This window comes from Phytohabitans rumicis, from assembly GCF_011764445.1.
Taxonomy (GTDB): domain Bacteria; phylum Actinomycetota; class Actinomycetes; order Mycobacteriales; family Micromonosporaceae; genus Phytohabitans; species Phytohabitans rumicis.
In genome coordinates this window covers 108,184-120,595 of sequence record NZ_BLPG01000001.1, presented here as the reverse complement: position 1 = coordinate 120,595, position 12,412 = coordinate 108,184, and the positions used below count along the sequence as shown (strand labels likewise).

General features: G+C 74.4%; 15 protein-coding genes. 12 read left to right on the top strand and 3 right to left on the bottom strand.

Annotated elements, in window-relative coordinates; all coding sequences use genetic code 11:
* Positions 1 to 67: 67 nt before the first annotated feature.
* Genes Prum_RS00625 through Prum_RS00615 form a run of 3 tightly spaced genes read right to left on the bottom strand, consistent with a single transcriptional unit; the run spans position 68 to position 2,483 of the window.
* A complete protein-coding gene (locus tag Prum_RS00625) occupies positions 68 to 622 on the bottom strand; it encodes a hypothetical protein (protein WP_173072989.1) in 555 nt (184 codons plus the stop codon).
* Between the two features lie 57 nt (positions 623 to 679).
* Positions 680 to 1,441, bottom strand: coding sequence for a 3-oxoacyl-ACP reductase FabG (fabG, locus tag Prum_RS00620; RefSeq protein ID WP_173072987.1), 762 nt, complete (start codon positions 1,439 to 1,441; stop codon positions 680 to 682).
* A 10-nt stretch (positions 1,442 to 1,451) separates the two neighbouring features.
* The gene (locus Prum_RS00615; RefSeq protein WP_173072985.1) at positions 1,452 to 2,483 is read right to left on the bottom strand and encodes an NAD(P)-dependent alcohol dehydrogenase; all 1,032 of its coding nucleotides are present in this window, start codon (positions 2,481 to 2,483) and stop codon (positions 1,452 to 1,454) included.
* A gap of 47 nt (positions 2,484 to 2,530) precedes the next feature.
* On the opposite strand from Prum_RS00615, the gene Prum_RS00610 reads away from it, so the two are divergent.
* From Prum_RS00610 to Prum_RS00560, 12 genes are all read left to right on the top strand, one after another.
* Positions 2,531 to 3,307 carry an SDR family NAD(P)-dependent oxidoreductase gene (locus tag Prum_RS00610; RefSeq protein ID WP_173072983.1) on the top strand — a complete coding sequence of 259 codons (777 nt, stop codon included), beginning with the start codon at positions 2,531 to 2,533 and terminating at the stop codon, positions 3,305 to 3,307.
* A 67-nt stretch (positions 3,308 to 3,374) separates the two neighbouring features.
* Positions 3,375 to 4,463 (top strand): acyl-CoA dehydrogenase family protein, encoded by a 1,089-nt coding sequence (locus Prum_RS00605; protein WP_173072981.1) that lies wholly within the window; start codon positions 3,375 to 3,377, stop codon positions 4,461 to 4,463.
* Positions 4,464 to 4,500: 37 nt separating this feature from the next.
* Complete coding sequence (locus Prum_RS53515) at positions 4,501 to 4,962, top strand: enoyl-CoA hydratase/isomerase family protein (protein WP_218576927.1); 462 nt, start codon at positions 4,501 to 4,503, stop codon at positions 4,960 to 4,962.
* Positions 4,959 to 5,288, top strand: coding sequence for an enoyl-CoA hydratase/isomerase family protein (locus Prum_RS53510; RefSeq protein WP_218576926.1), 330 nt, complete (start codon positions 4,959 to 4,961; stop codon positions 5,286 to 5,288). The genes Prum_RS53515 and Prum_RS53510 overlap by 4 nt, the downstream gene beginning before the upstream one ends.
* 125 nt (positions 5,289 to 5,413) lie before the next feature.
* Entirely contained in the window at positions 5,414 to 5,632 is a 219-nt protein-coding gene (locus Prum_RS53505; RefSeq protein ID WP_281368826.1) for an OB-fold domain-containing protein, read from the top strand.
* Positions 5,632 to 6,762 carry a thiolase family protein gene (locus Prum_RS00590; RefSeq protein WP_173072979.1) on the top strand — a complete coding sequence of 377 codons (1,131 nt, stop codon included), beginning with the start codon at positions 5,632 to 5,634 and terminating at the stop codon, positions 6,760 to 6,762. The genes Prum_RS53505 and Prum_RS00590 overlap by 1 nt, the downstream gene beginning before the upstream one ends.
* Positions 6,759 to 7,940 carry an acyl-CoA dehydrogenase family protein gene (locus Prum_RS00585; protein ID WP_173072977.1) on the top strand — a complete coding sequence of 394 codons (1,182 nt, stop codon included), beginning with the start codon at positions 6,759 to 6,761 and terminating at the stop codon, positions 7,938 to 7,940. Before Prum_RS00590 ends, Prum_RS00585 begins: the two co-directional genes overlap by 4 nt.
* Positions 7,937 to 8,899, top strand: coding sequence for a phosphotransferase family protein (locus tag Prum_RS00580; protein ID WP_173072975.1), 963 nt, complete (start codon positions 7,937 to 7,939; stop codon positions 8,897 to 8,899). Before Prum_RS00585 ends, Prum_RS00580 begins: the two co-directional genes overlap by 4 nt.
* An 8-nt stretch (positions 8,900 to 8,907) precedes the next feature.
* Positions 8,908 to 10,122, top strand: a complete 1,215-nt coding sequence (locus tag Prum_RS00575; protein WP_173072974.1) for an acyl-CoA dehydrogenase family protein — start codon at positions 8,908 to 8,910, stop codon at positions 10,120 to 10,122.
* Positions 10,119 to 10,889 carry an SDR family oxidoreductase gene (locus Prum_RS00570; protein ID WP_173072972.1) on the top strand — a complete coding sequence of 257 codons (771 nt, stop codon included), beginning with the start codon at positions 10,119 to 10,121 and terminating at the stop codon, positions 10,887 to 10,889. Before Prum_RS00575 ends, Prum_RS00570 begins: the two co-directional genes overlap by 4 nt.
* A complete protein-coding gene (locus Prum_RS00565) occupies positions 10,886 to 11,644 on the top strand; it encodes an SDR family NAD(P)-dependent oxidoreductase (protein ID WP_173072970.1) in 759 nt (252 codons plus the stop codon). Before Prum_RS00570 ends, Prum_RS00565 begins: the two co-directional genes overlap by 4 nt.
* Positions 11,641 to 12,411: an enoyl-CoA hydratase/isomerase family protein gene (locus Prum_RS00560; RefSeq protein ID WP_173072968.1), complete on the top strand. Its 771-nt coding sequence runs from the start codon at positions 11,641 to 11,643 to the stop codon at positions 12,409 to 12,411. Before Prum_RS00565 ends, Prum_RS00560 begins: the two co-directional genes overlap by 4 nt.
* Position 12,412: the final 1 nt, after the last annotated feature.

The window sequence follows — 12,412 nt, the reverse complement described above, 5'->3', positions numbered from 1 at the left end:
CCCGATCCGGCGCGCCGGTGCGTACGGGCGATCGCCGGCGAGCAGAGCCCTACCGGCGAGCAGAGCACTACATGACGCGGACGCCGAGCATGATCGCGTAGGGCTGGGCCGCCGCCTGCGCCGCCGGCTCGATCCGCGCCGGGTCTCCGCCCGCCGCGTACGACCGCAGGTCATCGCGCAGCGCCAGCAGGTCCCCGGCCAACTGGTTGCCGGCCCGGGTGCGGCCGAACCTGCCAGCCAGGAGACCGATCGCCGGCCGGCGCAGGAGCCCCTCGGCGTGCGCCCGGGACTCGATCACCGGGCCGAGCCGGGCCAGGATCGGGCCGTACCGGGGGAACGGCGCCGGCTCGGCGGTCGGGCACAGCTCGTCGACCAGGAGCGCTTCCTCCGGCCGCAGCTCCTCGTCCGGGGGCACCTCGGCACGCGCCACCATGGGGGCGTCCGCCACGCCGGCGAACCGCAGGTGCCCGCGCTGGATCAGCGCGAACGCCTGCCCGGCGCCGATGAGCTCACGCTTGGCGTCCAGGTCGCCGTCCAGCCGGGGAAACACGAGCAGGCCCGCCACCAGGAGGCTGCTTCGCTGCCGCAGCTCGGCGAACCGCTCCGTCGTGAGCTCACCCATGCGGCGCGAGCCTAGAGGGGGCCAGCGCCGATGTCCATCGTGGACGGGCCGACCCGGCTACGCGGCCGGACCGCCGGCGACGTAGACGATCTGGCCGGACACGAACGAGGCCGCGTCGCTGGCCAGAAACGACGCCACGTGCGCGATGTCCTCGGGGGTGCCGACCCGGCGCACCGGGATCTGGGCGGCGGCGGCCTGCTGGAAGTCCGCGACGGACATCCCGACGCGGGCCGCGGTGGCGGCCGTCATGTCGGTGGCGATGAAGCCGGGCGCGATCGCGTTGGCGGTCACGCCGTACCGGCCCAGCTCGATGGCCAGCGTCTTGGTGAAGCCCTGCAGACCGGCCTTGGCGGCGGCGTAGTTGGCCTGCCCGCGGTTGCCGAGCGCGGACGTGCTGGACAGGTTGACGATCCGGCCCCAGCCCTGGTCCACCATGTGCCGCTGGACCGCCCGGGTCATCAGGAACGCGCCGCGCACGTGCACCCACATGACCGCGTCCCAGTCGTCGTCGGTCATCTTGAAGAGCAGGTTGTCCCGGGTGATGCCGGCGTTGTTCACCAGCACGCCGGGCGGTCCGAGCTCGGCGGCCACCTGGTCCACCGCGGCGCGTACCCGATCGGGGTCGCCGACGTCGGCGCCGACCGCCACGGCACGGCCGCCCGCGGCGTCGATCGCGGCGACGGTCTGCTTGCCGTCGCCCTCGGTGCGGTCGAGGACGGCGACGGCGAAGCCGTCGGCGGCGAGGCGGCGGGCCACCGCGGCGCCGATGCCGCGGGCGGCGCCGGTGACGATCGCGGTACGGGACGGGGTTGGTGTCACGGGAGCTCCTTCAACGCGTGGGGATCAGGACCGCGCGGCCGGTGAGCCGGCCGGCGCGCAGCCGGTCGATGGCGTCCGCGGCGGCGGTGAGGGGGAAGCGCTCGACCTCGACGGTGATGGCACCGGAGCGGGCCAGCGCGACCACGTCGGCGAGCTCCGCCCGGGTGCCCCAGAAGGGCAGCGACACCCGGCCGCCCGGGGGCAGCGGGCCGGGTTTGCGGACGGTCAGCTGCCCGCCGCCGCTGCCCACGATCACGAGGTCGCCGTCGGCGCGCAGGCTCCGCGCGGCCAGCGCCAGCGTCGCCTCGGTGCCGGCGAAGTCGAGTACGACGTCCGCCCCGCGCAGGTGGCGGTCGGCGTCGGCGGAGGCGGGCACGCTGGCGTGGGCGCCGTACTTGTCGGCGAGCGCGAGCGCCTCGGGGCGGACGTCGACCGCGATCACCCGGCTGGGGGTCAGCGCGCGCAGCAGCTGGATGGCCACGTGCCCGAGGCCGCCGACGCCGATGACGGCCACCGTCGCGTCCACGCGCAGCGCGGGCAGGCATCGCTGGATGGCGTGGTACGGCGTGAGCCCGGCGTCCGCCAGCGGCGCGGCCTGGGCGGGGTCGAGGTCGCCGATCGGCACCAGGTACCGGGCCGACGGCACCAGCAGGTGGTCGGCCATCCCGCCGTCCCGGCCGAGTCCCACGCCGGCCCAGGTCAGCTCGGCGCGGCGGTCGCAGTAGTTGTCCCGGCCGGCCGCGCAGCGCGCGCACCCGCCGCAGCCCCACGGGCCGTACACCACCACCGGGTCGCCCGGCGCGACGCCGGTGGCGTCCGGGCCCACCCGCGCCACCTGTCCGGCCACCTCGTGGCCGAGCGTGTACGGCGTCGCGAACGGTGCCGCGTCGATGACGTGCAGATCGGAGTGGCACAGCCCGGCGGCCGTCACCCTGACGAGCACCTCGGTGCCGCGCGGGACGGGCCGGTCGACCTCGACGAGCGCGGGCGGGCGCCCCGGTTCGAGCAGGCGCAGCGCCCGGTCGCGTGTTGACACCGGCATGCCGCCACGGTAGCAAACTGATATCAGTTCAGGAGGTGAGGTGGCTCATGTTCACCAACAAGACGGCCCTGGTCACCGGCGGCGGCTCGGGGATCGGCGCCGCCGTGGCGCGGGGCCTGGCGGGCCGGGGCGCCGCGGCGGTGGTGGTGGCCGACGTGAACGCCGCCGCCGCGCGGGCCGTGGCGTCCGCGCTGCCGGCCGCCCGCGCCGCGACCGTGGACGTCGCCGACGCCGCCGGAGTGGAGGAGGCGATCGCGCAGGTCGTCCGGGACCACGGGCGGCTGGACGTCGTGGTGCACGCCGCGGGCGTGGACGACCCGGCGGCCAAGCAGGCGATCGCGGACGCGCTGACCGCGGGGGAGCCGCCCGACATCACGGCCCGGCTGGACGACGCCTCGTGGCGCCGGGTGCGGTCCGTCAACCTCGACGGCACGTTCCACGTCCTGCGCGCCGCCCTGCGGGCGATGCTGCCGGCCCGCTCCGGCGCGATCGTCGTCGTCGGCTCGTCGGCGTCGTTCGACGCGCCGATCGGGTACGCCCACTACGCCGCCGCCAAGGCCGGGGTGCACGCGCTGAGCCAGTCGGTCGCGAAGGAGGCCATCGCCTTCGGGATCCGCGTCAACGTCGTGGCGCCCGGGCCGACGGACACCGGCATGGCCGCGCGGACGCCGGAGGCGCTGCGGCATTCGATGTCGGGCGGCCGTGTCCGCCCGTACGCGACGCCGGAGGAGATCGCCGACGTCGCGCTCTTCCTCGCCGGCGACGGGGCGGCCAACCTCGTCGGGGCGGTGCTGCTGGCCAACGGCGGTCGCTTCACGGCCTGACCTTGCCGGCGATCCGCTGGTGGGTTACCGTTACTGAACTGAGTTCAATTAAAGGCGGGAGGGTGGGATGCGCGACGTCGACCCGGCGCTCCTCGGCGAGACCGAGGAGCGCGCGCAGCTGCGCGCCGTCCTGCGCGACCTCTTCGCCGAGACGCCGGCGGCGGAGGAGGACGGGGCGCTCTGGTCGCGGCTGGCCAAGGAGATCGGCGTGCAGGGCCTGGCGATCCCGGAGGAGTACGGCGGGTCCGGCTTCTCGTTCGCCGAGCTCGCCGTCGCGCTGGAGGAGGCCGGGCGGGCCCTCGCCTGCGGGCCCCTACTGTCCACAGTGGTGCTGGCCGGCCACGCCCTGCTGCTGAGCGCCGACCGCGCGGCCTGCCGCCGGTACCTGCCGGGCATCGCCGCGGGCACGCTCACCGCGACCGTGGCCGGCTTCGGCGACGCCGGCACCGAGGTGACCGCCACGCCGGAGTTCGGCGGCTGGGTGGGCGACGGCCGCGCCGACCTCGTCCTCGACGGGACCGGCGCCGACCTCATCCTCCTCGTCGCCCGCACCGAGGCCGGCGCCCGCCTGTTCGCCTGCGAGGCCGGCGCGCACGGCCTGGCCGCCCAGGCCCGGCCGGTGCTGGACCCCACCCGCCCGCAGGCGCTGGTCACGCTGCGACAGACGCCACTGATCCCGATCGGCGAGCCGGGCACCGCCGCCGCCGTGGTGGACCGGGTCCTCGACGTCGGCCGGGCCGGGCTGGCCGCCGAGCAGGTCGGTGGCAGCGCCCACGCGCTGGAGGCCACCGTGGCGTACGTGGCGCAGCGCCAGCAGTTCGGCCGGCCGGTCGGCTCGTTCCAGGCGGTCAAACACCGGCTGGCCGACCTGCTGGTCGAGGTCGAGGCGGCGCGCTCGGCGGCGGCGTACGCGGCGGCCTGCGTCACCGGCGCGCCGGACGAGCTGCCGGTCGCGGCCAGCGCGGCCCAGGTGGTCTGTTCCGAGACGTACCGGCTCGCCACGGCCGAGTACGTCCAGCTGCACGGGGGCATCGGCTTCACCTGGGAGCACCCGGCCCACCGGTACGTGCGGCGGGCCCGCTCGACCGAGGTGCTCTTCGGCACGGCCGACGCGCACCGGGCGCGGCTGGCCGCGCTGCTGGACCTCATCCACTGAAATCCGCTACCCACTGAAATCCGCTCAAGGAGGCACCGTGATCGAAACCGACGAGATCCAGCTGGAACGCGATGGGCATGTGGCCCGCGTGTGGCTCAACCGCCCGTGGAAGAAGAACGCCGTCACCCTGACCCTCCTCAAACGGCTGGACGAGATCATCACCGAGGTCGACGCCGACCCCGAGCTGCGCGTCCTGGTGCTGCGGGGGCGCGGCGGCACGTTCTGCTCCGGCTTCGACCTGGACGAGCTGCAGGCCGACTACATCGGCCGCAGCACCGCCATGGACGTCGCGGTCATCTCGGCCAAGGTCTGCGACCGGATGTACTCGATGAACACCCCCTCGGTGGCCGTGCTGGAGGGATACGTCACCGCCGGCGGCTTCGAGCTGATGATCTCGTGCGACTTCGCCATCGCGGCCGACGACGCCAAGATCGGCGACTTCCACATCCGCCGCGCCCTCTTCGGCGGCGCCGGCCCGATCTACCGCGTCCCCGCATGATCGGCATCCGCAAGACCAAGGAGCTGATGCTCACCGGCAAGCTGCTGTCCGGTGTGGAGGCCGCCGACTTCGACCTGATCAACAAGTCGGCGCCGGCCGAGGAGCTGGACGCGACGGTGGAGGAGTTCATCAGCCACCTGACCGACAAGAGCCCGTTCCAGATGCGCATCACCAAGATGGCGATCGACCGCAGCCTCGACGCGGACGTGCACTCGCTGATGGTCCTGGAGCACCTCGCGGTCGGCGTGACCCTCAACTCCGAGGACGCCGCGGAGGGCGTGGCGGCGTTCCTGGAAAAGCGCGAACCCAAGTGGAAGGGCCGCTGAGGCGATGGCGGCACTGGTCGGCTCCCGTTGCACCGAGTGCGCGGTGACGGTGTACCCGGCCGACGACGCGTGCCCGCGGTGCGGGCGGGGGCGGCGCCGTACGCACTGTCCACTGTGGGTCACCTGTGGACCTGGACGGTGCAGCGCTTCGCCCCCAAGTCCCCGCCGTACGTCCCGCCGGCGGAGGGCTTCCGCCCTTCGCGGTGGGCTACGTGGAGCTGCCCGAGGGGGTACGCGTCGCGGCCGTGCTCGACGGCGACCTCGACGCGATCAGGATCGGCGCGCCGTACCGGATCGAGGCCACCGGCGGCGTGCCCCGGGCCACCGCGATCGGGGAGGCGTGATGGGTGAGGTGTTCATCGCCGGCGCCGGGATCTCGTGGTTCGGCCGCACCGAGCACACCAGCGGCCGGGAGCACGCCGTCCACGCCGTACGGGCGGCGCTGGCCGACGCCGGGATCGGCTGGTCCCAGGTCGGGGCGGCGTTCGGCGGCAGCGACGCGGCCGGCCTCGCCGACACGCTGGTGGCAGAGCTCGGCCTGACCGGCGTGCCGTTCGTCAACGTCAAGAACGGCTGCGCGACCGGCGGCAGCGCGCTGGTCAGCGCGGTCAACGCCATCCGCGCCGGCATGGCCGACATCGCGCTCGCGGTCGGGTTCGACAAGCACCCGCGCGGCGCGTTCGACCCGCTGCCGGCCGACTGGGGGCTGGACGAGGCGTACGGCCGCGACGGGCTGATGGTCACCACCCAGTTCTTCGGCATGAAGATCCAGCGCTACATGCACGAGTACGGCATCAGCGCCCGCACGCTCGCGCTGGTGGCCGAGAAGGCGTACCGCAACGGCAGCCGCAACCCCAACGCCTGGCGGCGCGACCCGATCAGCGCCGAGGAGATCCTCGCCTCCGGGATGGTCAGCGACCCGCTGACCCGGTACATGTTCTGCTCCCCGGGCGAGGGCGCGGCGGCGGTGGTGCTTTCCAGGGCGGCGATAGGCGTACCCGTGCGACTGGACGCCGCGGTGGTGCGGACCCGGCGCTTCGGGTCCTTCGAGGTCTTCAGCCCGTGGGTCGCCGCCGGCGAGCCGACCAGCGTGAGCCGCGACGCGGCGGCCGCCGCGTTCGAGACCGCCGGGGCCGCACCGTCCGATGTGGACGTCTGCCAGCTGCAGGACACCGAGAGCGGGGCCGAGGTGATGCACCTGGCCGAATGTGGCTTCTGCGCGGACGGCGAGCAGGAGAAGCTGATCGCCGACGGCGCCACGGACATCGGCGGCGCGCTGCCGGTCAACACCGACGGCGGCTGCATCGCCAACGGCGAGCCGATCGGCGCGTCCGGCCTGCGCCAGGTGTACGAGGTGGTCCAGCAGCTGCGCGGCCGGGCCGGCGCGCGCCAGGTCCCCGGCACGCCGCGCATCGGGTTCACCCATGTCTACGGGGCTCCGGGGGTGAGCGCGTGCACGGTGCTGAGCAGGTGAGCGAGTTCCGCGCCGAGGCGCGACGCTGGCTGGCGAGCGTCGCTTCGCCACAGGCGGCGGACGGTGCGTGGGGCACCGGCGACGACTCGGTCGCCGTGTTCGAGAACTGGACCGCGGAGCAGGAGCGCGCGCACACCGACCGGATCCGGGCCTGGGAGCGGACCCGGTACGCGGCCGGCTGGGGCGCGCTGAGCTGGCCGGCGCGCTTCGGCGGCCGGGACCTGCCGGCGTACTACGAGCAGCTCTACCGGGCCGAGGAGGCGGCGTACGACGTGCCCCGCCGCACCGAGGTCTTTCCGGTCACCCAGCAGCTCGTCGCCCCGGCCATCCGGATCTGGGGCACGCCCGAGCAGCAGGACCGGTGGATCGCGCCCATGCTGCGCACCGACGAGCTGGCCTGCCAGCTGTTCTCGGAGACCGAGGCCGGCTCGGACCTGGCCGCGGTGCGCACCCGCGCGACCCGCGAGGGCGACCGGTGGATCCTTTCTGGACACAAGGTGTGGACCTCCGGCGCGCGGGTGGCGGACTGGGGCGTCGCGGTCTGCCGCACCGACCCGGACGCGCCCAAACACGCTGGCATCACCGTGTTCCTGGTACGGATGGACGCGCCCGGGGTGACCGTACGGCCGATCCGGCAGATGACCGGCGGCGCCGCCTTCAACGAGGTCTACCTCGACGAGGTGGTCGTGCCGGACACCGACCGGCTCGGACCGGTGGGGCAGGGCTGGCGGGTCACGCTCAGCGTGCTGGCCGCTGAGCGGCTGGACAGCGGCTCGCTCGGGCTGGCCAACGCCGACCGCGCGGTCGCGCTCGCCCGGCATCTGGACCGGCCCCTGGTCGGCGGCGAGGCGGAGCAGGTCGCCGACCTGTTCGTCCGGGCCATGGTGCAGCGCCTGATCGGGCTGCGGGTCACCGCCGCGCTGGTCGCCGGCCGCGAGCCGGGCGCCGAGGCGTCGGTGGGCAAGCTGTACGCCACCGAGACCATGCGGCGCACCGGCGACCTGGCGCTGCGCCTGCTCGGCCCGCGCCTGGTCGCCGACACCGGACAATGGGGCACGTACGCCTGGACCGAGCACCTGCTGGGCGCGCCCGGCTACCGGATCGCCGGCGGCTCCGACGAGATCCAGCGCACGATCCTGGCCGAGCGGGTGCTGGGCCTGCCGAAAGAGCCCCGATGAGCGACCTGGCCGACCGCGTCCGTGCCGCCTTTCCCGGGCAACCGGTGGGACCGCTGCGCACGCTGCCCGGCGGGCACTCCGGGCTGACGTACACGGTCCCGGTGGGGGAGCGCCGGTACGTGGTCAAGGCGGTGCCGCCCGCGGAACGGCCGGTTGGGCGCAACGACATGCTGCGCCAGGCTGGGGTGCTGCGGGCCCTGGCCGGTACGCCGGTGCCCGTACCCGAGGTCGTGGTGGTCGACGAGGCGGAGCCGGCCTGGTTCGCGATGGAGTACGTCGACGGCGACGCCGTGGAGCCGGTCCTCGACTCGCACGACCTGCCCGGCTCCCTCCTAGCGGCACGCATGCTCGACGCCGCCCGCGTGCTGCACCGCCTCCACACCCTCAAGATCGAGTGCATGCAAGGGCACCTTGCTATGCAAAAAGCGATAACAGGGGGCCCTTCCTTGCACTCGGAGCTTGCGCGGTGGGCGCGCACCATGCGCGCGGTCCCCGACGAGCGGCGGCCCGGCTCGGAGGCGTTGCTGCGCCGGCTCGCGAAGGGCGTGCCAACGGACCTGCCGCCCGTGCTCGTGCACGGCGACTTCCGGCTCGGCAACACGCTGTGCCAAGACGAGCGGGTGGCCGCCGTCGTCGACTGGGAGATCTGGACGGTCGGCGACCCGCGCACCGACCTGGGCTGGTTCCTGCTCTTCGCCGACCACCGCAACTTTCCCGCCCTCGGCCGGCCGGTCGAGGGCCTGCCGGGGGAGAAGGAGCTGCTGGACACCTACCTGGACGGCGCCGCGCCGCCGCCGGCGCTCACCTGGTTCCAGGCGCTGTGCCGGATGAAGATGGCCGCCATCATGGGCCACAACCTGCGCCGCCACCGCGAGGGCCGGATCCACGACCCGGACCAGGAACGGCTGCCGCCCACCATCGCCGCGATGATCCGTACCGCCGCCGAGCTACTGGACTGAGGACCACAGTGGACTTCGACTTCTCGCCGCGCGCCCGGGAGCTGCAGGACCGGATGCGCTCCTTCATGGACCAGCACGTCTACCCCGGCGAGCCGGTGTACGACCAGCAGCTCGCCGCGGCCGACGACCCGCACGCGCTCCCGCCGGTCATGCGCGAGCTGAAGGAGAAGGCCCGCGCCGAAGGGCTGTGGAACCTGTTCATGTCCCACGGCGACTGGGGCGCCGGACTGTCCAACCTGGAGTACGCCCCGCTGGCCGAGATCGCCGGCCGGTCCATCATCGGGCCGGAGGTCTTCAACTGCTCCGCCCCGGACACCGGCAACATGGAGCTGCTCGCCCTCTACGGCACGCCCGAGCAGCGGGACCGGTGGCTGCGCCCGTTGCTGGAGGCGCGGATCCGGTCCTGCTTCGCGATGACCGAGCCGGACGTGGCCAGCTCCGACCCGCGCAACCTGCGCACCCGGATCACCCGGGACGGCGACGCGTACGTCGTCAACGGCCGCAAGTGGTACACCTCCGGGATCCTCGACCCGGACTGCGCGCTGATCATCCTCATGGGAGTGTCCGATCCGGACGCTCCGGCGTACCGCCAGCAGAGCATGCTGCTCGTGCCGCGCGACACCCCGGGCATCACGGTGCTGCGCGACCTGCCCATGTTCGGCTACACCGACCGGCTCGGGCACGGCGACGTGCAGTTCACCGACGTACGCGTGCCCGCCGCCAACCTGCTGGGCGCGCAGGGGGAGGGCTTCGCGCTCGCCCAGGGGCGGCTCGGGCCGGGCCGGATGCACTACGCGATGCGGGCGGTGGGCTTCGCCGAGCGCGCGCTGGAGCTGATGTGCCGCCGGGTGCTGGCCCGCGAGGCGTTCGGCGGCCCGCTCGCCGACCAGGGCGTGGTACGCGAGTGGATCGCCCACAGCCGGATCGAGGTCGAGCAGCTGCGGTTGCTGGTGCTCAAGTCGGCGTGGCTGATGGACACCGTGGGCAACGCGGCGGCGCGTACGGAGGTGGCCGCCATCAAGGTGGCCGCCCTGCAGGTGGCGCACCGCGTGGTGGACCGCGCGGTGCAGGCGCACGGTGCGGCCGGGGTCAGCGACGACACCGTGCTGGCCCGCCTGTTCGCCATCACCCGCGCGCTGCGCATCGCCGACGGTCCGGACGAGGTGCACCTGCGCACCGTGGCGCGCCGGGAGCTGGCCAAGTACAAGGAGGAAGCGGCATGACCGTCCTAAAAGGTCGGGTCGCGGTCATCACCGGCGGGTCCCGCGGCATCGGGCTGGCCATCGCGCACGCGTACCGGGCGGCCGGCGCGCACGTGGTCCTCGCCGCCCGCAAGGCCGACGGCCTCGCCGCCGCCCGCGCCGCACTGGAGGCGGTCGAGGCGCCCGGTGGCGTGCACACGGTGGTCGCCAACGCCGGCGAGCCGGACCAGGCGCAGTCCTGTGTGGACGAGACGATGGCCCGGTTCGGCCGCCTCGACATCCTGGTCAACAACGCGGCCACCAACCCGTACCACGGCGACCTGATCGACCTGGACCTGCCGCGGGCGGAGAAGACCGTGCGGGTCAACCAGTACGGCATGCTCGCCTGGATCCGCTGCGCCTGGAAGGCGTCGATGGCCGAGCACGGCGGCGCCGTCGTCAACATCGCCTCGGTCGGCGGGCTGATCGTCGACCCGCACATCGGCTACTACAACGCCACCAAGGCCGCCATGATCCACATGACCCGGCAGCTGGCGTACGAGCTGGGGCCCAAGGCCCGGGTCAACGCCATCGCGCCCGGCCTGATCAAGACCGAGCTGGCCCGCGCGGTCTGGGAGGTACGCGAGCCGATCCTGACCGCGAAGCTGCCGCTGCGCCGGCTCGGCACGCCGGAGGACGTCGCGCACGCGGCCGTCTTCCTGGCCTCGGACGCCTCGTCCTGGATCACCGGCCAGACCCTGGTCATCGACGGCGGCGCGCTCGCGCTGCCCATCGGCGTCGAGTCATGAACAGTGAGCTCTTCTCGCTGTGCGGCCGCACAGCGGTGGTCACCGGCGCGTCGTCGGGGCTCGGCGCCCGCTTCGCCGCGGTCCTCGCCGCCGCCGGCGCGACCGTCTTCGCCGCGGCCCGGCGGGTGGAGCGGCTGGCCGAGGTCGCCGCCGCCGACGCCCGCATCCACCCGGTGGCGTGCGACGTGAGCAGCGAGGCGGATCGCGCCCGGCTGGTCGAGACGGTCCTGGCGGCCACCGGCCGGTTCGACGTGCTGGTCAACAACGCCGGCATGTCGGGCGCCCCGCGCGCGGCCGACGAGACCCCCGACGACTTCGCCGACGTGCTCGCGGTCAACCTCGTCGCCCCGTTCCATTTGGCCCGGCTCATGGCGGAGGCGGCGGGCCCGGACACCAGCCGCAGCATCGTGAACGTCGCCTCGATCCTCGGCCTGGTCTCCGGCGCCCCGATGGGCGGCGCCAGCTACGCCGCGTCCAAGGCCGGGCTGCTCGGCCTGACCCGCGAGCTGGCCGGCCAGTGGGGCCGCACCGGCGTGCGCGTCAACGCCCTCGCCCCCGGCTGGTTCCGGTCCGAGATGACCGAGGCGCTGTTCGCGGACACCCGCTCCAGCGCCTGGGTCGAGCGCAACACCATGCTGCGCCGCGGCGGCGAGGGCGGCGAACTGGACGGCGCGCTGCTGTTCCTCGCCTCCGACGCCTCCTCGTACTGCACCGGGCAGGTCCTGGTCGTCGACGGCGGCTGGACCGCGCGATGAGCGAGCCGGTCACCCTCGACGTGCGCGACGGCGTCGCGCACGTGCGGCTGCGCCGCCCGGACCGGGGCAACGCCATCGACCTGGCCACCGCCCGCGGCCTGCTCGCGGCCGCGACCGCGTGCCAGCAGCATCGGGTACGCGCCGTCGTGTTGCGCGGCGCCGGGCGATCCTTCTGCGTGGGCGGCGACCTGCGCGAGTTCGCGTCGTTCGAGGGTGACGCGCTGGCCCGGCATCTGGTCGAGGTGACCGGCGCCCTGCACGCGGCGCTGCGGGCCTTCGCCGCCTTGGACGCCCCGCTGGTGGCCGCCGTGCACGGCGCGGTGGCCGGCGCGGGCGTGGGCCTGGCCGCCGCGGCCGACCTCACGATCGCGGCCGACGACGCCACGTTCGTGTGCGCCTACACCGGCATCGGCTACACCCCGGACGCCGGCGTGACCTGGACGCTGCCCCGGCTCGTCGGCCCGAAGCGGGCGTTGGACCTGCTGCTGACCAACCGGCGGCTCGGTGCCCGGGAGGCGGCCGAGATCGGGCTGGTGTCCCGGGTGGTGGCGCTTTCGCTCCTCGACGGCGAGGTGGAACGGGTCGCCGCGGCGCTGGCAACCGGCGCCACCGCCGCTTTCGGCGCCACCCGCCGGCTCGTCGCGGCCGGCCTGTCCGCCGATCTGGACGCACACCTGGACCGCGAGGCGGAGGCGCTGGCCGCCGCCGCGATCTCCCCCGAAGGCCGCGCGGGCGTGGCGGCCTTCCTGAACAGACGCAAGGAGTAAC